13 protein-coding genes are annotated in these 23,067 nt (G+C 44.2%); 10 read left to right on the top strand and 3 right to left on the bottom strand.

Going from position 1 to position 23,067, the window contains the following annotated elements; all coding sequences use genetic code 11:
• Positions 1–95: 95 nt before the first annotated feature.
• Genes QTO06_RS09875 through QTO06_RS09865 form a run of 3 tightly spaced genes read right to left on the bottom strand, consistent with a single transcriptional unit; the run spans position 96 to position 5,811 of the window.
• The gene (locus QTO06_RS09875) at positions 96–2,750 is read right to left on the bottom strand and encodes an MlaD family protein (RefSeq protein ID WP_331407670.1); all 2,655 of its coding nucleotides are present in this window, start codon (positions 2,748–2,750) and stop codon (positions 96–98) included.
• Positions 2,743–3,990 carry a paraquat-inducible protein A gene (locus tag QTO06_RS09870; protein ID WP_331407668.1) on the bottom strand — a complete coding sequence of 416 codons (1,248 nt, stop codon included), beginning with the start codon at positions 3,988–3,990 and terminating at the stop codon, positions 2,743–2,745. Before QTO06_RS09870 ends, QTO06_RS09875 begins: the two co-directional genes overlap by 8 nt.
• Before the next feature lie 24 nt (positions 3,991–4,014).
• A complete protein-coding gene (locus tag QTO06_RS09865; RefSeq protein WP_269992590.1) occupies positions 4,015–5,811 on the bottom strand; it encodes an ABC transporter ATP-binding protein in 1,797 nt (598 codons plus the stop codon).
• Positions 5,812–5,903: 92 nt separating this feature from the next.
• Between QTO06_RS09865 and QTO06_RS09860 the strand changes: the two genes are divergently transcribed.
• The 10 genes from QTO06_RS09860 (at position 5,904) to rlmKL (ending at position 23,058) form a co-directional block, all read left to right on the top strand.
• Positions 5,904–6,377 (top strand): GAF domain-containing protein, encoded by a 474-nt coding sequence (locus tag QTO06_RS09860; protein WP_005446801.1) that lies wholly within the window; start codon positions 5,904–5,906, stop codon positions 6,375–6,377.
• A 98-nt stretch (positions 6,378–6,475) separates the two neighbouring features.
• The gene (gene proQ / locus QTO06_RS09855) at positions 6,476–7,102 is read left to right on the top strand and encodes an RNA chaperone ProQ (protein ID WP_005446802.1); all 627 of its coding nucleotides are present in this window, start codon (positions 6,476–6,478) and stop codon (positions 7,100–7,102) included.
• A gap of 17 nt (positions 7,103–7,119) precedes the next feature.
• The gene (prc, locus tag QTO06_RS09850) at positions 7,120–9,114 is read left to right on the top strand and encodes a carboxy terminal-processing peptidase (RefSeq protein ID WP_331407661.1); all 1,995 of its coding nucleotides are present in this window, start codon (positions 7,120–7,122) and stop codon (positions 9,112–9,114) included.
• Positions 9,115–9,323: 209 nt separating this feature from the next.
• Positions 9,324–9,989, top strand: a complete 666-nt coding sequence (locus QTO06_RS09845) for a hypothetical protein (RefSeq protein WP_009706130.1) — start codon at positions 9,324–9,326, stop codon at positions 9,987–9,989.
• Between the two features lie 232 nt (positions 9,990–10,221).
• Positions 10,222–12,828: an aminopeptidase N gene (gene pepN / locus QTO06_RS09840; RefSeq protein WP_331407659.1), complete on the top strand. Its 2,607-nt coding sequence runs from the start codon at positions 10,222–10,224 to the stop codon at positions 12,826–12,828.
• A 66-nt stretch (positions 12,829–12,894) separates the two neighbouring features.
• On the top strand, positions 12,895–13,113 hold the full coding sequence (locus tag QTO06_RS09835) for a DUF2835 domain-containing protein (RefSeq protein WP_078607003.1): 219 nt from the start codon (positions 12,895–12,897) through the stop codon (positions 13,111–13,113).
• Positions 13,114–13,312: 199 nt separating this feature from the next.
• Entirely contained in the window at positions 13,313–18,154 is a 4,842-nt protein-coding gene (locus QTO06_RS09830; RefSeq protein ID WP_331407656.1) for an NAD-glutamate dehydrogenase, read from the top strand.
• A gap of 551 nt (positions 18,155–18,705) precedes the next feature.
• Positions 18,706–19,716: a quinone-dependent dihydroorotate dehydrogenase gene (gene pyrD, locus QTO06_RS09825; protein ID WP_331407653.1), complete on the top strand. Its 1,011-nt coding sequence runs from the start codon at positions 18,706–18,708 to the stop codon at positions 19,714–19,716.
• A 164-nt stretch (positions 19,717–19,880) separates the two neighbouring features.
• Complete coding sequence (locus QTO06_RS09820) at positions 19,881–20,423, top strand: cell division protein ZapC (RefSeq protein ID WP_005426674.1); 543 nt, start codon at positions 19,881–19,883, stop codon at positions 20,421–20,423.
• 511 nt (positions 20,424–20,934) lie between these two features.
• Entirely contained in the window at positions 20,935–23,058 is a 2,124-nt protein-coding gene (gene rlmKL, locus QTO06_RS09815; protein WP_331407651.1) for a bifunctional 23S rRNA (guanine(2069)-N(7))-methyltransferase RlmK/23S rRNA (guanine(2445)-N(2))-methyltransferase RlmL, read from the top strand.
• Positions 23,059–23,067: the final 9 nt, after the last annotated feature.

Here is a 23,067-nt window from a genome sequence, read left to right as displayed (position 1 = left end):
CGAAAGCGAACCAGAAACGAATAGTCACAAAGGTTTGAGCAATAAAAAAGAGCAGCGATTGCTGCTCTTTAAGTCGTTATGGTAAATCTATCGCATTATGGTTTTGGTATTGCTGTGCGCCACTGTGTCCAGCTTTCTTCCGCTTGCGGGTATAAGTAGAAAGATTGACCGCGTTTCGCCGCTGGCGGGATTTTCGATTGCTCAGGAGTAGAGAACGCGATACCGCCACGCACTAGGCTGTCAAAAGTTCCTGCCTTTATGTTTGCGCCACCAAGTCCGATGGAAACATCGACGCCAGAGACATTCCAGAACACACTGTTTTGACGAACTAAGTAGGCATACTCTGGTTGAATCTCGATTTTCGTTACCACTCGATCCGCAAATTCACCCAAACTCACATCCGTCACAGTACCGACTTCCATTTGACGATATAGGATAGGGGTACCAACTTGAACCGAACCACGCTGTTCACTCTGTAGTGTGAAAGAAATACCTTGTTCAGCTTGCTGGCTTTTCGCTAATTCAAATTTGAATTTCGCTGCGCCATTACCCGGCTCGACACTGATAGATTTCGACACCAAAGCGCCCAAATTCTTTACACCACCTAAGCCAATTTCCGGTTCTGTTAACCAGAAGTGTGACCCGGTAACGGCAATGTTGTCGACGTATTCAGGAAGGATACGAGCCGTAACCTCAACCATTTCTCGATGGAAGTTTGGAACAACCAAGGTAACTTCACCGACCTTAACGCCTTGGTATTTGATAGGCGTTCCTTTCGCTACTTCTTGGCTGCCATCGGTTTCAAGGGAAATCACACGGCCAAACTTACGCGCTTGGTTTTGGTCATTGTAAAGCTTCCAACGCTGGCCAATTTTATTCTCAATTCCCGGAATGGAATCAAACGCGATACCACCTTTAATGAGAGTTTTAAGAGGGTGCGCCTTCACACTAATGCCCGCGAGGGAGGCGTCAATTTCAACACCTGAGCGGTTCCAGAATACGGTTTGATCCGTCAAAAGGTGCGCATAACGATTTTCAATTGTCGCTTTTACAATGACACCACCGTCGACCAAATTGAAATCGGAAATACTACCCACAGGTAAGTTACGGTAGAGCAGAGGGCTACCTTTAGAAATCGGTGGCAACTCAGATGCAAAGAGAGTCAGCGTTTTTGACCCTGTTTGGTTGTATTGCGCAAGAGCCGCCAAAGAGGCACTTTGGAACAGTTGGTACTCTTTTTGGACCTTTTCTTGCCCTTGACTCACAAAGCTAATTGAACCCGTCAGAAGCTGTTTAGCAGGCGGAACGGTAACGCTAAGTCCAGATTCAGTCAGCTCTGCAGAAGCACTCCCAGTGACATAAAAGCGGTTATTCGATTTGATCAGATGTTTGTATTCATTGTCGATTAGGACATCCATGAATACTTCATGCTTCGCGGCCAGTGCTTTTGCTTCATCCAGCAAGCCGACTTTTATAATCGAGCCAACCACAATACCTTTGTAAAGCACGTTTGCACCGCTGTCTAAACCAAAAGAGTTGTCTGAGACGAGGCGAATGGCAATCGACTTCTGTTGTTGTTGGTTGAACACATTTTTACGAATAGCGGTAAAGCGTCTTGAACGTTCACCTTCGCCCGGTACGATAGTTAAAAAGTTACCGCGCACAAGGTTTGCGATGTTCTCTACACCAGATAATGAAACTTTTGCTTCTTCAAGAACAAAGCGGGTTCCTGACGTTAGCATATCGCTAAACGCAGGCTGAATGGCTGCAGAAGCCAGAATCACTTCTCGACCTTCAGAAAGTTTTAAATCGGTGATTTGGCCAACTTCTAGGCCGCGATACATAATAGGTGCACCTTCGCCACTGATTTTATTATCATCAGGAAGGGCGATTTTAATTAGGATACCTCGGCCCGCTGTTTTCAGGTCTTTGTATAAACGGAATTCGGTATTCTCTTTGACTGGTTCACCGTCGTCTGGAGAATCTACCGCAATCGCACCGCCAAGTAGGGCACTCATGCTTTCAAGCTGAACATCGACACCATCGAAACCGATACTCGCACCGATACCACTCACATTCCAGAAACGGCTTCGGCTGTTAATGATGTGTTGGTACTGCTCTTGAATGTTTGCTTGGATAGTGATGGATTTTGCGTCTTCATTTAGCTGATAGCTGAACACTTCACCAATCGGGATCTTTTTGTAGACAATCTGAGAACCAATAGAAACGCCACCCAAGTCTCGGCTCTTCAATTTAATGTTCAAGCCTTGTGTCACGCGCAAATCCGTTGGCGCAGACTCAAGCGCATGGAAGGTCGTCTCGAACTTCTCGCCGTCACCCGGTTGAATAGAGATGTAGTTACCAGAAACAAGAGCATCAAGACCAGACACGCCAGTTAAACTCGCTGTCGGTTTGACCAACCAAAAACGTGTTTTGTCGTTCAGTAATTTAGCGGCTTCTGGATAGATGTCTGCGTCAACATAAATGCTGCCCAAGTCTTCAGACAAGTTGATATCTCGTACCATACCGACTTCTAAACCCTGATAGCGAATGGTGGTTCGCCCAGCGACTAAACCAGCTGCATCGGAGAAGTAGATTTGCACGCGTTGCCCGGCGTCATGAATCGATTTCACCACGAGCCAACCGGCTAACACCATGGTCAAAATCGGCAACAGCCAAAGGGGAGAGATACCTTTACTCCTCTTTACCTCTGGCACATATGACGTTTGAGAACTGTTCTGATCACTCATTAATTGACTCTTTTTCTGATTGTGTTAGGGCTTGGTCCCAAATAAGCCTTGGGTCAATGCTCTCCGCCGCGAGCATTGTAAGTACGACGACAACACCAAACGCAACTGCGCCATAACCCGGTGTGAAGTCGAGAATTTGTCCACGATCGACCAATGTCATCATGATAGAAATAACAAATAAATCCATCACAGACCATTTACCGATCCATTTTACTGCAAAGTAAACCATCATTCGTTGTCTTCTGAACACCGAACGTTTGAATTTGATACATAACAAGATGTAGGCAAGGCCAAGAATCTTAGCGACAGGTACGACGATACTCGCTACAAAAATGATGATAGCAATGCCGTACATACCGTTGTTCACCAATCCTGCAACACCAGAGAAGATCGTATCTTCCAGACGTTTCCCGTTTGTCAGCAGAATGGAGATAGGAATTAAGTTAGCAGGGAAGATGGCGATCGTTGCAGCAATCAAGTAAGCCCACGTCTTCTGAATAGAATTTGGTTTGCGATGATACAGTTCATGATGGCAACGACGACAACGTGAGCCTTCTGGTTGTGAAAGATGGCATTCATGACAATGAACATCTTTATGCTCGAAGTCGAAACTGAGCTCAGATGCCCATGACTCCCAGTAGCGACGGACGCTAATGCGAGAAATCAACAAAACAGTGAAGATTTGCAGTAGGACGAGGCCGATGAGTCCCGGTCCAACAAAAATATCTGAGTAATCTTGCAGCTTGAAACAGGAGATAGCGATACTGACAAGGAAAACGTCCAACATCACCCAGTGTTTGAGATGTTGAATCAACCATAGTGAAACACGAAGCCCTTTGAACCAGCGCTTATGTAATGACCAATGCGCTGTCACTACCGAGCTACATACGATTAATGGAGCCAACGAGCTACAGAATAGAATAAGAATAGAGAGAAGAACGAACCCTTCTTGAAACAGTGTGATCATCCCTGATGGCAGCGTTGCAGGAATCATCACTCCAAACAGACGAATACTGATGAAGTTAAAAAAGTGCGAAGGAATAAAAAGCAGAATACAAGTGACAGCGATTGCTAGGTTGCCAGATAAACTCGGACTACCACCACGGTATAGTTGTGTACCGCAACGAGGGCAGTGTGCATTTTTACCACTAGGCAGATCGACAATATCGACAGGTAATTCGCAACCTTGGCACAATCGAATGCTACTCGGTTGCATGGCGTGTTTAGACAGAGAGGTCACAACGACCTCTCTAAACTGAATGCTTTAAGCGTGGGACTGAATGCCACCATATAAGGTTTGATATAAGCCTTCTTGCTCAACGAGCTCACCATGGGTACCTGTTTGCGTCACTCTTCCATCTTCAAGCACATAAATCAAATCTGCTTGCTTCACCGCCGATAAGCGATGGGCGACAATAAGAGTCGTTCGACCGCGTAAGAATTCCGTTAACGCCTTATGCAAAGCCGCTTCAGTTGCGGTGTCCAGTGCTGACGTTGCTTCGTCTAGGATAACAAATTGTGGGTTGCTCAGCACCATACGTGCAATCGCTAAGCGTTGACGCTGACCGCCAGATAGGCGAATACCGTTACGACCAATTTGAGTATCCAATCCGTGGTTAAGTTGCGAAATTACGTCTTGAAGCTGAGCGACTTCTAGTGCTCGCCATAATGACATTTCATCAAAGTCACCACCAAGGGTCAGATTATGCCTTAAGGTGTCATTAAATAGTATAGGTTGTTGTAAAACCACGGCAATTTTGTCGCGTATTACTTCAAAGCTGATGTCTTCCGTTAACTCATCATTAAAACGGATAGAACCAGAATTCTGACGGTAAACGCCGATCAATAATTGAATCAAGGTTGATTTACCACCACCACTTGCACCCACAAGCGCCACTTTCTTACCAGCAGGAATGTGCAACGAGAGATCATCCAACACCTTGTTTTCATTGTTGTATGAAAAATCAACATGTTTAATTTTTACATCAACCTCTCGATTTTCTTTGAAAGGATTTACTTTCGAAACAGGTCTATGTTCTTCTTCCAATTCGAGTAGATCATTAATTCGCTTAAGTGCCGCTTTTGCGCTGTACCAAGAGAATTGGATACCCAATAGTTCTTGAACAGGAGACAACATAAACCAAAGGTAACCAAACACCGCGAAAATTTGACCAATGGTAAGGTCACTGAACATTACCATTAGCATTGCAACCGCACGGAACAACTCGAAACCGATTAAAAACAGAAGGAAAGAGACACGTCCCGCAGCCTCTGATTGCCATGCGTACTTGTCAGCATCGATACGAACTTGGTCAGCGCTACCTTTTAATTGCTGGAGAAACTCTCGCTCTTTATTAGCCGCTCGTAGTTGATAAATGCCGTCAAGAGTTTCGACTAAGCGGTTCTGGAAAATCTCAAATGAATGGTTTTCTTTGCGCTTAAGGTGCTTAACCATACTTCCCAGCTTACGTGAGAAGTAAATGACAATAGGGTTGACGAGAAGAATAAACAGACCCAGACGCCAATCGAGCCAAAGTAGCACGATAGCTGTACCAATCACCGTCAGTAGGCTGATAACAAATTTAGCTAATGTAGAACCAATAAATTTATCAATGGTCTCAATGTCGGTGATAAGGTGAGCGTTGATGCCACCACTGCCTTTTGTTTCGTACTGTCGAATGCTAATACGACCAAGCTTGTCGATCATTTTACTTCGCATTTCAAAGGTGATTGTCTTTGAAACCAAGGTAAATTGTCGGCTTTGAAGAATATTAAACCCTTGGCTTGCTGCCCTCATCAGCACAACCAAGAACAGAGTAAAGAAGATATAACCCGTAGGTGTGTGCCACGCTTCAGGTAAAACCGCGTTCATTGCTGCTAAGCCCGATGCCGGTTTGTCCAATAAGACTTCATCCACCATGAGAGGCATAAGAAGAGGGATTGGAACACTAATCAAGGTCGCAAGTACAGCTATCAAGTTCGCTAGAATCAGCTTGGACTTGTGCTTTTTCACTTGTGTTATCAACCAAGAACGGCTAATAGTGTCGTTTTTCGGATTCATTGTAATTGAGAATAAGTCCTATTAAAAAGTAGGGCTGCATTTTAGCGCCATACCAACAGAATGGAAGCCTAAATAAAAAGTAGGAAGTTAATATGAACATAGAACAATACCAAAGACTTACCAAGCAAGCAGTTGCGCTTATCGAATCAGAGAAAGACTACATCGCAAATCTTGCCAACATCAGCTCTCTTCTATTTATGGAACTTGAAGACCTGAATTGGGCGGGTTTTTACCTAACGAAAGGTGATGAGTTGGTGCTCGGTCCTTTCCAAGGTAAGCCTGCTTGTGTTCGTATCCCAATGGGACGAGGCGTCTGTGGTACTGCTGCACAAACTAACAGCGTACAAAGAGTATACGATGTGCATGCATTTGAAGGTCACATTGCTTGTGATGCAGCAAGTAATTCAGAAATTGTTATTCCTTTTACTATCAATGGGGAAGTGGCTGGCGTGTTGGATATTGATAGTCCAAATATCGGTCGATTCAATGAAATTGATGAAGAAGGCCTCACTCATTTTATGGCTGAAGTAGAAAAGCTGCTTAATTCGCACGCTAACGACGCATAAATTCGCCCTCGAGTGTGGTTTTTCCTTGGCATGTCACTATAATACGAGAATATTTTTTCTTAATGCTTCGCGGAAATCCGCTCAAACCAGGAACCCTCATGACTGAAAAGTTAAAAAACAGCAAAGAAGTTATCGCATACATTGCTGAATGTTTCCCTAAGTGCTTTACTTTAGAAGGTGAAGCAAAGCCTCTGAAAATTGGTATTTTTCAAGATCTTGCGGAACGTCTAAATGAAGACGAAAAAGTAAGCAAAACTCAGCTTCGTGCAGCGTTAAGACAGTACACTTCATCATGGCGTTACCTACACGGCGTAAAACCAGGTGCAGTACGTGTTGATCTAGATGGCAACCCATGTGGTGAGCTAGAAGAAGAACACGTAGAACACGCTAAAGCGACACTTGCTGAAAGCAAAGCGAAAGTTCAGGCTCGTCGTAAAGAGCAAGCTCAAAAAGCTCGCGAAGAGGGTAAGGCGAAAGCGAAACCTGCGGCTAAAAAGCCACAACAGCCTCGTCGTGCTAACAAACCAAAAGTACAAAAAGAAAGTAAGCCTGTAGAAACACGCGCGCTAAACGCTGATGAAATCACAATCGGCAACGCAGTTAACGTGAACATGGGCAAAGGAAACATGGCAGCGACCATTGTTGAAGTCAATAAGGATGATGTACGTGTTCAACTTGCTAACGGCCTACAAATGGTTGTGAAAGCGGAGCACTTGCGCGCATAAGGGAGATACTCCTACGCATGAATTGCCGTTCAAAAGTGACACTGATTGCTGCTAGCTTCTGGCTAGCAGCATCAGCTCAGGCTCTAGAAGCCAAACTAAACAAAGATGATTTGCCGGTTCTTGCACCTGAAGTTCAGCATGAAACAGCCAGCAAACGAGTAACTTCTCGATTTACCCGCTCTCATTATAAGCATTTCAATCTAAACGATGATTTCTCCAAAGCGATCTTTGAGCGCTACGTAGAAATGCTTGATTACAATAGAAATATTTTTACTCAAGCCGATATCGACTCTTTCAAAGATTGGTCCGTCAGCCTTGATGATCAGCTTAAAGCTGGTAATAACAAGATTGCATTTGATGTTTATAATCTTTCGATGCAGAAGCGTTTTGATCGTTTTGCCTACGCATTGACTCTACTCGATAAAGAAATCAAGTTTAATACTGATGAGTTTATTGAACTGGATCGTTCTGAAGCCGCATGGCCCAAGGATGAAGCTGAGTTAAATGAATTATGGCGAAAACGCGTTAAGTACGATGCTCTTAACCTTAAAATGACTGGTAAAGAATGGCCAGAAATCAAAGAGGTTCTAGCGAAACGTTACAACAACGCGATGAAACGCATCACGCAAACTCGCAATGAAGACGCTTTCCAACTTTACATGAATGCATTCGCTCGTGAAGTTGATCCACATACTAGCTACCTATCTCCACGAAACGCGGAACAGTTCCAATCAGAGATGAATCTGTCTCTTGAAGGTATTGGGGCTGTGCTTCAAATGACCGACGACTATACAGTTATTCGTTCATTAGTTGCCGGCGGTCCAGCATCTAAGAGTAAACAGCTAGGTGAGGGCGACCGCATTATCGGTGTTGGTCAAGATGGCGAAGAAGTTGTCGATGTGATCGGTTGGCGTCTTGATGACGTCGTTCAGTTAATCAAAGGCCCTAAGGGAACCAAAGTTAACCTACAAGTCTTGCCAGAGGGCAAAGATGCAAAGAGTTACGTTGTCACTATTGTTCGTGACAAAGTTCGCTTAGAAGACCGCGCGGTTAAATCTGAAATCATCGAAAAAGACGGTAAAAAGATTGGTGTTCTTGAAGTTCCAAGCTTCTACGTTGGTCTCTCGAAAGATACAGATAAACTGCTTGCTGAACTGAAAGCCAAGAATGTTGATGGCGTGATCGTTGATTTACGAAACAACGGTGGTGGTGCACTGACAGAAGCAACTGCTTTAACAGGTCTCTTTATTAAAGAGGGCCCGGTTGTTCAAGTTCGTGATAGCTACGGACGTATCAAAGTAAATGCAGATACCGATGGCCAAATAAGTTACGACGGCCCGTTAACTGTATTGATCAACCGTTACAGTGCTTCAGCGTCTGAGATCTTTGCGGCAGCAATGCAGGATTATAACCGTGCGATTATTCTTGGCGAAAACTCTTTCGGCAAGGGTACCGTTCAGCAACATCGTTCACTGAACCATATCTACGATCTTTTCGATAAAGAGCTTGGTTATGTTCAATACACGATTCAGAAGTTCTACCGCATTGATGGTGGCAGTACTCAGAACCGTGGTGTTGCACCAGACATCGCTTACCCAACACCAGTTGAGCCAAGCGAAACAGGTGAAAGTGTTGAAGATAACGCGTTGCCTTGGGACAGTATTGATAAAGCAAAATATCAAACGTTCCCAAGCAATGACGCTCTTGTGACTCAACTGACTGAACTTCACAACAAACGTATCGCAGATGAAATGGAATTCCGCTTCATCAAAGAAGATATCGAGAAGTACCGTAAAGAGAAAGACGATAACTTATTGTCTCTTAACGAGAAAGTTCGTGAAGATGAATCGGATAAAGCCGAGGCTCTACGTCTAGAGCGCATCAATGAACGTCAAGCTGCAATGGGTAAAGAACCATTCAAAACGCTTGATGATGTGCCAAAAGATTACGAAGCACCAGACGTTTATCTAGATGAATCCGTTGCTGTTATGGTCGATATGCTGAAAAGCTAATAATTCAGTCATAATGACTAACAATTCTGTGTATTAAGAGCGAGTCATAGCGACTCGCTCTTTTTTTATGTGTATTTACCACTATGTTCAAACTGAATTCGGTGAATCCTACGCTTAATTTTTATCAACAAATTACGTGATTTAGATCAAATATTTCGCGAAAACGAGATCTAGCACCTAAGCTAAAAGAAAACGATAAGGATACCGTTATGAAATGGTTCATTATTTTGCTTAGCTTTTGCTGCTTTAGTGTTTCTAGTGCGGAAACCAACAAGGAAGACGAACTCAGCCACTTCGACACCCCGTTTTTGATCGGCGACTGGTATCTGATGAATCCCAACCCGGAAGAATCATCAGAGAACTTCCGTGCTATCAAATTAACCCTGGGTTCTGATTACACCTTCTCGATCGATATACAGAAAAAAGACTATTCAATAGACCATTGGGAAGGGATGTATAACGCCAATGAAGACACCATTGTTCTTGGTTTGAATACAGACGAACCGCAAATTTATGCATATCGAAACAATCACAACACACTAGATTTGAACGGTGTGACCTTTACAAAGGGACTATCAAATGCGCTTGCTGGCATTTGGTCCAGTTCACAAGTCGGTGGCGATGGTATGCTCGCCAATAACATCAATCAGATGGATTTGATTCTGCAACCTGACTTTGTGTTCATGTTCCGTGTCGCGAACGATGAAGGTGAGGAGTCTGTTAAGCAGGGCGTGTTCTATACCGAGGGGGAACATTTGGTTCTTTTGTATGAAAACGGTGAACATGGTACGCGTTATGTACTCAATCAAAATGAGCTTACGATTAAGGATTCCAACGGTGATATGTACGCGGTTCTCAACCGAGTGACACCCTAAATGATTCATCATCATTATTTCACGCTAGCTTATTAATAGTGAAATGTTCTGATGTTGATTGAATGTTAAACAGAAAGCGGAGCTAAGCCACTAAAAGCTCCGTTTTTTTATAGAAAGACTTGTATTCTGATACCACAACCCCTACAAATAGCTTATATCGTGATACCAGTAAGAGGTGTTTGAGCCTCTAGTCCTGGTATTTTTGTGGTTCTATATACAAGGATTTATGGACATGTCTCAAGCACCCCAAGCGAAATATCGCAAAGATTACAAATCGCCATCTCATGCCATCACGGACATTGACTTGACGTTTGATCTTTATGACAACGACACGATCGTTACAGCAGTATCAAAAGTAGTTCAAAAGGGTGAATCCACCACATTAGAACTTGATGGTGAAGGGCTAGAGCTGCGCTCCGTAAAAGTAAACGGTGAAGATTGGGCTCACCATGAAGTAAAAGAAGCCTCTTTAGTTCTTGCAGATTTGCCTGCGGAATTTGATTTAGAAATCGTTACTAAGATCGACCCGGAAGCAAACACGGCACTTGAAGGTCTTTACAAATCAGGTGGTGCGTTCTGTACGCAGTGTGAAGCAGAAGGCTTCCGTCGCATTACTTACTACCTAGACCGTCCAGACGTTCTTGCGAAATACACAACAAAAGTGGTCGCAGACAAAGCCGTGTATCCATACCTATTAAGCAATGGTAACCGCGTTGCTGAAGGTGAGGCAGCAAATGGTCGTCATTGGGTGCAATGGCAAGATCCACATCCAAAACCAGCTTACTTGTTCGCATTAGTAGCAGGTGATTTCGATGTACTACGTGATAAATACACAACCACATCAGGTCGTGAAGTAGACCTAGAAATCTTTGTCGACAAAGGCAACCTAGATCGTGCTGGTCATGCGATGACTTCACTTATCAACTCAATGAAGTGGGATGAAGACCGCTTTGGTCTTGAGTATGATCTAGATATTTACATGATAGTGGCCGTTGATTTCTTCAACATGGGCGCGATGGAAAACAAAGGTCTAAACATCTTCAACTCGAAGTTTGTCCTTGCGAATGAAAAAACCGCGACTGACCGCGAATACCTTGGTATTGAGGCGGTAATCGGTCACGAATACTTCCACAACTGGACGGGTAACCGTGTTACTTGTCGTGACTGGTTCCAGTTGAGTTTGAAAGAAGGCCTAACGGTATTCCGCGATCAAGAGTTCTCATCTGATCTTGGTTCACGTGCAGTAAACCGCATCGACAACGTTCGCATTATCCGCGGTCCTCAATTCGCAGAAGATTCAAGCCCAATGTCACACCCAATTCGTCCGGATAAAGTTATTGAAATGAATAACTTCTACACGCTAACCGTGTACGAAAAGGGCAGCGAAGTGATCCGCATGTATCACACACTACTTGGCGAAGAAGGTTTCCAAAAAGGTATGAAACTGTACTTCGAGCGTCATGATGGTACTGCAGCAACGTGTGAAGATTTCGTTTCTGCAATGGAAGATGCAACGGGCGTTGACCTGAAGCTATTCCGCTTATGGTACAGCCAGTCGGGTACGCCAACACTTCGTGTAAACAGTGAATACAATGCGGCAGCAAAAACTTACGCACTAACGGTTGAGCAATTTACTGAAGCAACGCACGACCAATCAGAAAAACAAGCTCTACATATTCCATTCGATATTGAGCTATACGCGCAAAACGGTGACGTGATTCCACTGGTTATCAACGGTGAATCGGTACACAACGTTCTGGACGTGAAGCAAGACAAGCAGACTTTCGTATTCGAAAACGTTGCTGAACAACCAGTGCCATCATTGCTTCGTGAGTTCTCTGCACCGGTTAAATTGGAATACGATTACAGCGATGATGAACTGATCTTCTTGATGAAGCACGCAACGAACGATTTTGCGCGTTGGGATGCAAGCCAAATGCTGTTAGCGAAGTACATTCGTCAAAACGTAACCAACGTTCAAGCGGGTGGTGAGGTTAAGTTGTCTGAAGACTTAATCGATGCATTCCGTGGCGTGTTACTTGATGCGAATCTTGAGCCAGCGTTTATTGCACAAGTTCTGTCTTTACCTTCAATTAACGAAATCACTGGTTGGTACAAGCAGATTGATATTGATGCGGTAGATACGGTATTGAATAACATTACAGTGTCACTTTCTAAAGAGCTAGAAGATGAACTGAGTGCCACTTACCACGCATTGAACCAAGCAGAGTACAGCATTGATCACGACGCTATTGGTAAACGAGCTTTGCGTAACCAATGTCTGCAGTTCCTAGCTCATACAGAGAAGGGTAACGAACTAGCGAAAGCGCAGTACGAGTCATCAAACAACATGACAGACACGATCGCGGCAATGAGTGCAGCGAACAATGCACAACTTGAATGTCGTGAAGCCCTAATGGCGGACTACAGTGACAAGTGGAAGCACGATGGTCTGGTAATGGACAAATGGTTTGTTCTTCAGGGCAGCAACCCAGTTGAAAACTCACTTGAGAAAGTGAAAGAAACCATGAGCCACGAAGCATTTAGCTTGAAGAACCCGAACCGTACGCGTAGCTTGATTGGTTCTTTCTTAAACGCAAACCCATTGCGATTCCATGATAAATCAGGCTCTGGCTACCAGTTTGCTGGTGAGATCCTTCGTCAGTTGAACGATACCAACCCACAAGTGGCGTCTCGTATGATCGATCCTCTATTGAAGTTCCGTAAATACGATGAAGGCCGCCAAGCGCTTATCCGTGCAGAGCTTGAAAAGCTTAAAGCGATGGACAATTTAGCGAAAGACCTATTCGAGAAAGTGACTAAAGCACTAGACGAATAATCGACAAAAGAATAGGGTGGTCGTTATGATCACCCTAGTTTTTTGTTCTGACAATAATCCATTCTAATGAACCAGTATTACTTCTCTCTCAACATCTCTTATCAAACATTTCTTTCACACTATTCCGGTGCCGCAAGTTCGGTACAAGTCATTACTGACAATGGTTTAAGAGTGCAACTAGATGCATCAAAATTTAGACCATTTCTTAGTCAATTAGGCGTTAGAGGTCGTTTTAGACTCACAACTGACCAAAATAATAAGTTTCTAAAGTTAGAAACTCTGTGATGCCTGATATTCCTAGTGAGTTAAACAGGAATCTTAGTCACATAATCAAACATTTCACCTCTTACCACTGCGAATTTTTGTTAAACATTTGTAATTATGCTTTTACAATAAGTGCATGCATTACCTATGCTTAATTTCGAGGCTAAAACCCGAAGTTAAGTCCCCCTACAAAACAACAATTCTAATGTGGAGTGTGAATATGACCGCGCGTGAAAATGTAGTGCCGGTTCTGCTTGAAAAGGTATACCAACTAATTCAAGACAAACTCGAGCTTTCTCACCAACCGCTTGTAACTAAACTTGCTCAACACTTATTTAGCAATATTGCTGATGATGACTTGATTCAGCGAAATGAATCCGACCTTTATGGTGCCGTTGTTAGCCTGTGGCATCATATCAATGAAAAGAAACCAGAAGACATTTCTGTCAGGGTATTCAACCCAACTGTCAGCCGCCAAGGTTGGCAATCAACACACACTATTGTTGAAATTGTTGTTCCGGACAGCCCGTTTTTGGTGGATTCCATCAAGATGGCGTTAACGCGACTTGACCTTGTTTCTCACTTGATGCTCAACAACCCAACGCAACTAGAACGCGATAAGAAAGGGCAAGTGACGGACGTAAATGGCGAGGACGGAGTTCTTCAATCTCTATTCCACATCGAAGTAGATCGTTTAACCAGTAAAGATGAAATGCAAGCGCTGAAAAATGAACTGCTAACCATTTTATCAGACACGCGCTTAGTCGTTGATGACTGGAAGCAAATGGTTGAAAAACTTAAGATCGTTACCAACGACCTTGAGAAGAATAAAGATCGTGTTTCAATGAAAACGGATCGTTTAGATGAAACGATCGAATACCTACGCTGGTTAGGGGATCATAACTTCACCTTCATGGGCTATAAGGAATATGATCTTGTTAGTGTCAATGGTGACACTGAACTCCAGCCGGTCAAAGAGAAAGGCCTTGGCATGTTTGCTGATGAAAGTCGCGTTCGCAGCATCAAGCTTTCTGAACTGTCAGACTCTGCGCGTCTTGAAGCGAAAAAACCTTACGCGCTGATCATCACTAAGGGCAACCAAGCATCTCGTATTCACCGCCCAGCGTACACTGACTACATTGGCGTTAAGAAATTCGACAAGAATGGCAAAGTGATTGGTGAGCACCGTTTCACAGGTCTTTACACTTCTGCGGTATACAACCAAGCCGTACAAAGCATTCCTCTGATCCGCGAGAAAGTGGACCGCATTCTAGAAGCGAGTGGCTACCGTAATGGATCGTACTCCTACAAAGCACTGCACAACATTCTAGAAAACTACCCACGTGATGAACTGCTTCAAGCTCGCGAAGAAGAGCTACTAGAAGTTGGGACGGGCGTCGTACAAATGCAAGATCGTGACTTGTTACGTCTATTTGTTCGTAAAGACCCGTTTGGTCGTTTCTTCAGCTGCATGGTTTATGTGACAAAAGACCGTTACAACACCGAGCTTCGCCGTCAAACACAACGCATTCTTAAGCAGTACTTTGGCTGTGAGCAAGAAGTTGAATTTACTACCTTCTTCTCAGAGAGCCCGCTGGCGAGAACCCATTATATTGTTCGTGTAGACAATAACAACATTGATGTAGACGTGAAAAAGATTGAGCAGAACTTAATGGAAGTATCGACTTCATGGGATGATCGCCTAAAAGAATCCATCATTGCTAATTTCGGTGAAAGCAAAGGTCTTCCGCTTTCGAAAGAGTACATGAGCGCATTCCCACGTTCATACAAAGAAGACATGATGCCAGGTTCTGCAGTTGCAGATATCGAACGTCTAGAAGCGTTAAGCGATGACAACAAACTCGGCATGCTGTTCTACCGTCCGCAAGAAGAAGCGGCAGAATCGAAGGCGGTCCGTTTAAAGCTATACCACCGTGACGAGCCGATTCACTTATCCGACGTGATGCCAATGTTGGAAAACCTAGGCTTACGTGTGATCGGCGAATCACCATATGAGATCGAAACCAACAATGGTCAAACGTTCTGGATCCTTGATTTCTCAATGCTGCATAAGAGCGACAAAACCGTTGATCTTCGTGAAGCTCGCGATCGTTTCCAGCAAGCATTTGCTGCGATTTGGGCAGGTAATTTAGAGAGTGATGGCTTCAACCGCTTGTTGCTAGGCGCTTCACTGTCTGGTCGTGAAATTTCTATTCTTCGTGCATACGCTCGCTACATGCGCCAAGTTGGCTTCCCATTCAGTCAACAATACATTGAAGATACCCTTAGCCATTACCCTGACTTAGCAAGAGGTCTGGTGAATCTATTTGCTAAGCGATTCGATCCAAAACACAAGGGCAGTGAGAAAGGTCAGAACGATCTCATTAAGAAGATTACTGAAGAATTGGATCGTGTGGAAAGCTTGGATGATGATCGTATTATCCGTCGCTACATGGAAATGATCACAGCAACGCTTCGTACTAACTACTACCAGTTGGACGAAGATAAGCAGCCAAAACCTTGGTTATCATTGAAGATGAAGCCAAGCGAAATACCAGATATTCCTCAACCTGTACCTGCATTTGAAATCTTCGTATACGCACCGGATATCGAGGGTGTACACCTACGTGGCGGTAAAGTCGCACGTGGTGGTCTGCGTTGGTCGGACCGTCAAGAAGACTTCCGTACTGAGATTCTTGGACTAGTTAAAGCACAGCAAGTTAAGAACACAGTTATTGTCCCTGTGGGTGCAAAAGGTGGCTTCGTATGTAAACGTCAGCACACTCTAACTAACCGTGATGACATCTTTGCTGAAGGTCAGCGTTGTTACAAACGCTTCATTCGCGCGCTTCTTGATGTTTCCGATAACATCATCGAAGGTGAAGTTATTCCGCCGAAAAGTGTTGTGCGTCACGATGAAGACGACCCATACTTGGTTGTCGCAGCCGATAAAGGTACAGCGACGTTCTCTGATTTGGCAAACTCTGTATCGGACGAGTACAGCTTCTGGCTAGGTGATGCGTTTGCATCAGGCGGGTCTAACGGATACGACCACAAAGCAATGGGTATCACTGCGAAAGGTGGTTGGGAGTCGGTGAAACGCCATTTCCGTGAGATGGGCATCAACTGTCAAACCACTGACTTCACAGCAATTGGTGTTGGTGATATGGCAGGGGACGTGTTTGGTAACGGCATGCTGCTATCTAAGCATATTCGTCTGCAAGCTGCGTTTAACCACATGCACATCTTCATTGATCCAAATCCAGACTCAGCCACCAGCTGGGAAGAGCGTAATCGCTTGTTTAATCTACCACGATCAAGCTGGGAAGATTACAACGCCGAGTTGATCTCTCAGGGCGGTGGCATTTTCTCACGACGTTCTAAATCGATCCAACTAACGCCAGAAATCCAAAAAATGTTGGGCACGAAGAAAGCGTCTCTAGCGCCAAACGATCTGATTAAGATGATCCTGCAAATGGAAGTGGATCTGCTTTGGAATGGTGGTATCGGTACTTACGTTAAAGCTTCTAGCGAGACACACACCGATGTTGGCGACCGTGCAAATGACGTACTCCGTATCGATGGACGTGATTTAAAAGCGAAAGTCGTTGGTGAAGGCGGTAACTTGGGTATGACTCAGCTTGGTCGTATCGAGTACGCAACCACTGGTGGTCGTGTAAATACCGACTTTGTTGACAATGTTGGCGGTGTAGACTGCTCGGACAACGAAGTGAACATTAAGATCTTCTTGAATGGTTTAGTATCGAATGGCGATCTAACGGTTAAACAACGCAACCAGATTCTTGAATCGATGGAAGACGAAGTGGGCGAAATCGTATTGGACGATGCATACCGTCAATCTGAGTCTATTTCGGTGACTGAACAGCAAGGTGTTGGCATCGTTAAAGAGCAAATCCGCTTTATCCATACAATGGAGAAAGCAGGGTACTTGGATCGTGCTCTTGAGTACATTCCAGACGATGAAACCTTGATTGAGCGAGAGAAACAAGGTCTTGGTCTGACACGTCCTGAACTTTCAGTACTCGTAGCTTACGGTAAGATGGTTCTGAAAGAGCAATTGGTTGCTGACGAAATCGCAAATGACGAATTCCATGGAAAACAACTGGTTGCTTACTTCCCAAGTGAGTTACGCCGTAACTACAAAGATCAAATGGTAAACCACCCGCTGCGTGCTGAAATTATCGCAACAGCGCTGGCAAACCAAATGGTTAATGAAATGGGCTGTAACTTCGTGACTCGTCTTCAAGAAGAGACGGGGGCGAGTGTGGTTGATATTGCGAACGCTTACAGCGCGACGCGTGAAATCTTCGAACTGGAAGATATTCTTAAGCAAACCCGTGCACTTGATAACGTTGCAACTGCAGAAGCACAGTATGAGATCATGTTTTATGTACGTCGCGCATTGCGCCGTATCTCTCGTTGGTTACTTCGCAATCGCAGCGGTAAGAGCACAGTAACTGAGCTCGTGGCGCTATATAAAGACGATGTTCACACTATTACTGAAACGCTAGACACTATGCTAGTTGCATCAGAAGTGGAAGAGCATAACGAACTTGCTCGGAAATGGATTGAGCGTGGAGTAGAAGAGAAACTTGCGCACCACGTAGCTCGTCTCTCTAGCTTACAATCAGCACTGGATATTTCGACAGTAGCAAGCGAAACGGGTAAAACGGTTGAGCAAGCCTCGAAGCTTTACTTCAATCTTGGTGACCGTTTATCACTTCACTGGTTCTTGAAACAGATCAATAGCCAAGCGGTTGATAATAACTGGCAAGCTCTTGCTCGTGCAGCATTCCGTGAAGATCTTGATTGGCAACAACGCCAACTGACGGCTCAAGTTCTAACTTGTGGTTGCTCAACAGAAGATCTAGACGTGATGCAAGCACTCGAAGATTGGATGACAACGAATGAGCTGTCATTGCATCGTTGGGAGAGTATCTTGAATGAATTCAAAGTTGGTTCCGTCCATGAATTCGCCAAGTTCTCTGTAGCACTTCGAGAATTGGTTCTACTTAATCTGAATTGTTCTTCGAACGAATAGCGCAAGTGACTTTGACAAAGGCCTCGCAATAGCGGGGCTAATTATATGGTCCGCCTCACTCTCAAGCCCTACGCTTAGAGTAGGCTCTCAGAACGAGGTGAACCATATGTCTACTCTGATACAAAAAATAGCACCTAGTTGCTTTGGGGCTTTTAAGGATAATCTGGCGCGGATATCATCGTGGAGCGGGGAAGTTAATGTTCCCAACGAGGACTCCGAATACATTAGCGCAAACCAACTCCGTTATTACTAAAATTGTAGTTGCAATAACGGGGCGGACCATACATTTTTATGTTTAAACCATTAAAATTCATCACAAATAGTGACACTGTAACGTTAATTTTAAGTTTTCATGACGTGAAATCGTTTGCTTTTAATGAAAAAGCTAACAATTTTGTATAGGAGATCTGGCGCTAATTAACTGTTTTTATGAGCAAAACTAAAATGAGACGTACTATTTTGCTGAATTCACTCATTTTCATTGAATTGCATTGAAAAACAGTAAATAATATTGACCCGTTTACACGGGGCTTTTTTCTTTCGGAGGCACAATGCTTTACCGTCTAGCCAGAACTGGCTTTTTCCAACTTGATGCCGAAAAGGCACATGATCTTGCAATCAAAAACTTCCAACGCTTTAACGGCACTCCTCTCGATCTTTTCTATCGTCAACAATTACCAAATCGTCCAGTAGAATGCATGGGGCTTACATTCCGCAACCCAGTGGGCCTTGCTGCTGGTTTGGACAAAAACGGTGAATGCATCGAAGCGTTCGACGCTATGGGCTTTGGTTTTGTCGAAGTTGGTACTGTTACGCCTCGTCCGCAACCAGGTAATGACAAGCCACGTTTGTTCCGCCTAGTTGAAGCGGAAGGTATCATCAACCGCATGGGCTTTAACAACCTAGGTGTGGATCATCTGGTTGAGAATGTGAAAAAGGCAAAATACAACTGTGTTCTTGGTATCAACATTGGTAAGAATAAAGACACACCAATTGAGAACGGGGCAGAGGACTACCTGATTTGTATGGAAAAAGTGTACGAGTACGCCGGTTACATCGCCGTGAACATTTCGTCACCAAATACACCAGGACTTCGTTCGCTTCAGTACGGTGAAGCGCTAGATGAACTGCTATCTGAACTCAAAGCGAAACAAGCTGAACTTGCAGAGAAACACGGTAAGTACGTACCACTTGCGCTAAAAATTGCACCGGATTTGAGCGATGACGAAATCAGCCAGATTTGTGAGTCTCTAATTAAGAGCAATATCGATGGCGTAATTGCCACAAACACAACGTTGGATCGTACAGTCGTTGAAGGTATGAAACATGCACATGAAGCGGGTGGCCTAAGTGGACGTCCGGTTCAATCTCGCTCAACAGAGGTTGTTCGTAAACTTCACCAAGAACTTGGCGATAAACTTCCGATCATTGGTGTCGGTGGTGTTGACTCTTACGTTGCTGCGAAAGAGAAAATGATGGCTGGCGCTCAACTTGTTCAAGTTTATACAGGTTTCATCTACCACGGCCCAGGTCTCGTACGCGATATTGTTAAAAATCTATAGTACAATCGCTAAATCGTTGAGAAATAGACGCTTGTTACTAAAAAAAGAGGAATTCGTTTCCTCTTTTTTTTTGTCCGTTCGTTTGTAAAATTTAAAAATCATGAGTAGGTAATTAAGCGTCTTACCTCTTATTACTGTTTAACTAGTCACAAGAGAACGGAATAATGCTTAAACCCAGCGACAAATGGAATTGGTATTTTGACGAGCAGAAAGCTTGCCTAATGCTGGATTTAGGGGAGGAGATGATTTTCCAAACCAATCTATGCCGTAAGCTGTTGGTCAATTGTGCCTTCTCAGACAATGAATTCACCGTTGATGACGCAAGCGCGTTCCAAACGTACAACGAACGAATCCGTTGTCTCGACATCAACGAATACCGTCAAGCCGAACTTACGCTTTATTGCGTAGCCGCGAAACGCTTTCACAAGCCAGTCCAGCCAAAGAGCTGGTTCTTCGATGCCCAATGCGATGGACACGAGCCAGAAGAAGGGGATATGGTCTTCCTAACAAACCGATATTCAGAAGGTGTGTTCGTCGTCCTAGAGCCAGGTGAAACATCAAGCCTGTGTGCTTATGTTGGACAGGAAGAGTTCCTACTAGACGGCAACAAAACGCTCCAGTTTGGTCAACCGATTAAAGTAATGCATGATCGCATGGTCTGTGCTAATCACTTATTCATGATGGCACCGATGGCGATGGTGGGTTAATTTCCTTTTGATTTTTTCTTTAATTTCGTTCCTTTGTTTGCATTAATCGACCGTACTAGGTCGATTTTTTTTGCCTAGAATTTTCCAAATCTCTCCTAATACACGCTCCAAACTCACCCTTAGGTGAGGGGATTTCGTATCTCATATATGAAGCAGCTCACTTTTATTTCACTTTTTTCATTTTAGCGTTTCCTTAAATTAGGCAACTTGGCGCCTAATATTTCACCTTTTATTCCCCTATATATTCATTTTGTAAGTAAATTACACACATAGGGTGGGTTTGGTATAGACCAAACTTACAGTAAATAAGCATTCACTTCTTCTATAGGGCTTGTTTTTATTAGGTAGTGAAAAAGAGACTTATTTCTTAATGAAAGGTGTTGTGTTTTGACTTTCAGCAGGAAGGGTTGGTGATGGATTGCGCTAACAAATCGAAAAAGCCTTTAAAAACGAGGCATTGATCGTAAAGTCAGGTATAATCAAAGCCATTTTTTATCGACGAAAGAACACTATGAATCAATATCTCGCGGTAACTTCAAATGGCATGGAAAACTTGCTTGTTGAAGAACTGACTAAACTAGGCATTGAAAACGCCAAACCAGTACAGGCTGGCGTAAAATTTAAAGCAACGAATGAACAGATTTACCGTTGCTGTTTGTGGAGCCGCTTGGCGTCTCGATTTGTACGTGTTTTATCGGAGTTTACCTGTAACGACGACATGGACCTTTACCTGTCAACGTCTGCAATCAACTGGGTAAACCAATTCCATAGCTCAAAGCGCTTTGTGGTTGACTTCAATGGCACTAACCGCGAAATCCGCAACAGCCAATATGGTGCAATGAAAGTAAAAGATGGCATCGTAGACTGCTTTGAGAAGAAAGGACTTCCTCGTCCAAATATCAGCAAAGAGCGTCCAGATATCCGTGTTCATGTCCGTCTACACAAAGATAAGGCAATCCTTGGTGTGGACATGGTGGGTAGTGGTCTTCATCAACGTGGCTACCGTCCAGAATCTGGTCGAGCTCCGCTGCGTGAAACACTAGCAGCAGCTATCGTAATGCGTTGTGGCTGGAATGGTTCTCAACCACTTCTAGATCCAATGTGTGGTTCTGGTACGTTGCTGATTGAAGCGGCAATGATGGCAGCGAACATGGCACCTGGCGTTAAGCGCAAACAGTGGGGCTTTGAAGCACTAGAAGACTTTGAACCAGAGCTTTGGGCAGAGATTAAATCAGAGGCAAATGTACAAGCTCGACGTGGTGTCAAAAAAGTTGACGCTAAGTTTTTCGGCTTCGATAACGACCCGAAAGTACTGAAGGTTGCACAAGACAACGCTCGTAGAGCTGGCGTGGAAGAGCTGATTACATTTGCACAAGGTGATGCAGCAACTATTACTCGTCCAGCTGGTTTCGAAGCCGGCGTTATCGTTTCTAACCCGCCTTATGGTGAGCGTCTTGGTACTGAGCCGGGTCTGATTGCCCTATACACAGCATTTGGTGGCCAACTAAAAGCAGAGTTTGGCGGTTGTAAAGCGTCTATCTTCTCTAGTTCAGATGAGCTACTAAGCTGTCTGCGTATGCGTGCGGACAAACAGTTCAAATTGAATAATGGTGCGTTACCGTGTCACCAAAAGAACTACAGCATTGCAGAACGCAGCGCTGACGAAGTGAAAGGCGCGGACACTAGCGTTCAAATCGCACCTGACTTCTCAAACCGTTTGAAGAAAAACATTGGTAAGATCGGTAAATGGGCTCGTAAAGAGAAGCTGGACTGTTACCGTATCTATGATGCAGACCTTCCAGAATACAACGTAGCGATCGACGTTTATGGCGATCAAATCGTGATTCAAGAATACGCGGCACCTAAGAACATCCCTGAGGAAAAAGCTAAGCGTCGTTTGACGGACATTATCCGTGCAACAATTCAGGTAACAGGCGTAGAAGCGAACAAAGTTGTATTGAAAGTTCGTGAGAAGCAGAAAGGCCGCAGCCAATATCAAAAACTAGGTCAAGTTTCAGAGACACTTGAAGTGAACGAGTATGGCGTGAAGCTGATCGTAAACCTTCACGATTACCTAGACACTGGCTTGTTCTTGGATCATAAGATCACTCGTCGTCGTCTTGGCGAAATGGCACAGGGTAAAGATTTCCTTAACCTGTTTGCTTACACTGGTAGTGCAACAGTGCACGCAGCCGTTGGTGGTGCTCGTTCTACAACTACAGTAGATATGTCTAACACGTACCTCAATTGGGCGAAAGACAACATGCAGCTAAACGGTTGTGTTGGTCGCCAGCATCGTTTTGAGCAAGCTGACTGTCTCCAGTGGCTTGAGAATGCCAAAGGTGAATACGATCTTATCTTTATTGATCCACCGACGTTCTCTAACTCTAAACGCATGGAAACCTCGTTCGATGTGCAACGCGACCACATTAAGCTTATGACAAACCTTAAGCGTCTGTTGCGTGTTGGCGGTACGATTGTTTTCTCGAACAACAAACGTCACTTCAAGATGGACGAAGCAGGGCTTGCAGAACTGGGCTTGAAAGCGCAGAACATTTCTTCTCAAACTCTGCCTTTGGATTTCTCTCGTAACAAACAGATTCACAACTGCTGGCTGGTTACTCACGCAGAATAGGGACGGAAC

It is taken from the genome of Vibrio sp. M260121, assembly GCF_036533715.1.
Taxonomy (GTDB): Bacteria; Pseudomonadota; Gammaproteobacteria; order Enterobacterales; family Vibrionaceae; genus Vibrio.
Note: the sequence above shows the minus strand (reverse complement) of the source record. Positions and strands in the feature narration are given on the sequence as shown.

Excerpts from the sequence above, each read along its gene's own strand:
- pyrD (WP_331407653.1), top strand. The coding sequence starts at position 18,706 with ATGCTTTACCGTCTAGCCAGAACTGGCTTTTTCCAACTTGATGCCGAA.
- prc (WP_331407661.1), top strand. The coding sequence starts at position 7,120 with ATGAATTGCCGTTCAAAAGTGACACTGATTGCTGCTAGCTTCTGGCTA.
- QTO06_RS09875 (WP_331407670.1), bottom strand. The coding sequence starts at position 2,750 with ATGAGTGATCAGAACAGTTCTCAAACGTCATATGTGCCAGAGGTAAAG.
- QTO06_RS09835 (WP_078607003.1), top strand. The coding sequence starts at position 12,895 with ATGAACCAGTATTACTTCTCTCTCAACATCTCTTATCAAACATTTCTT.
- QTO06_RS09860 (WP_005446801.1), top strand. The coding sequence starts at position 5,904 with ATGAACATAGAACAATACCAAAGACTTACCAAGCAAGCAGTTGCGCTT.
- QTO06_RS09820 (WP_005426674.1), top strand. The coding sequence starts at position 19,881 with ATGCTTAAACCCAGCGACAAATGGAATTGGTATTTTGACGAGCAGAAA.
- proQ (WP_005446802.1), top strand. The coding sequence starts at position 6,476 with ATGACTGAAAAGTTAAAAAACAGCAAAGAAGTTATCGCATACATTGCT.
- QTO06_RS09865 (WP_269992590.1), bottom strand. The coding sequence starts at position 5,811 with ATGAATCCGAAAAACGACACTATTAGCCGTTCTTGGTTGATAACACAA.
- QTO06_RS09845 (WP_009706130.1), top strand. The coding sequence starts at position 9,324 with ATGAAATGGTTCATTATTTTGCTTAGCTTTTGCTGCTTTAGTGTTTCT.
- pepN (WP_331407659.1), top strand. The coding sequence starts at position 10,222 with ATGTCTCAAGCACCCCAAGCGAAATATCGCAAAGATTACAAATCGCCA.
- rlmKL (WP_331407651.1), top strand. The coding sequence starts at position 20,935 with ATGAATCAATATCTCGCGGTAACTTCAAATGGCATGGAAAACTTGCTT.
- QTO06_RS09830 (WP_331407656.1), top strand. The coding sequence starts at position 13,313 with ATGACCGCGCGTGAAAATGTAGTGCCGGTTCTGCTTGAAAAGGTATAC.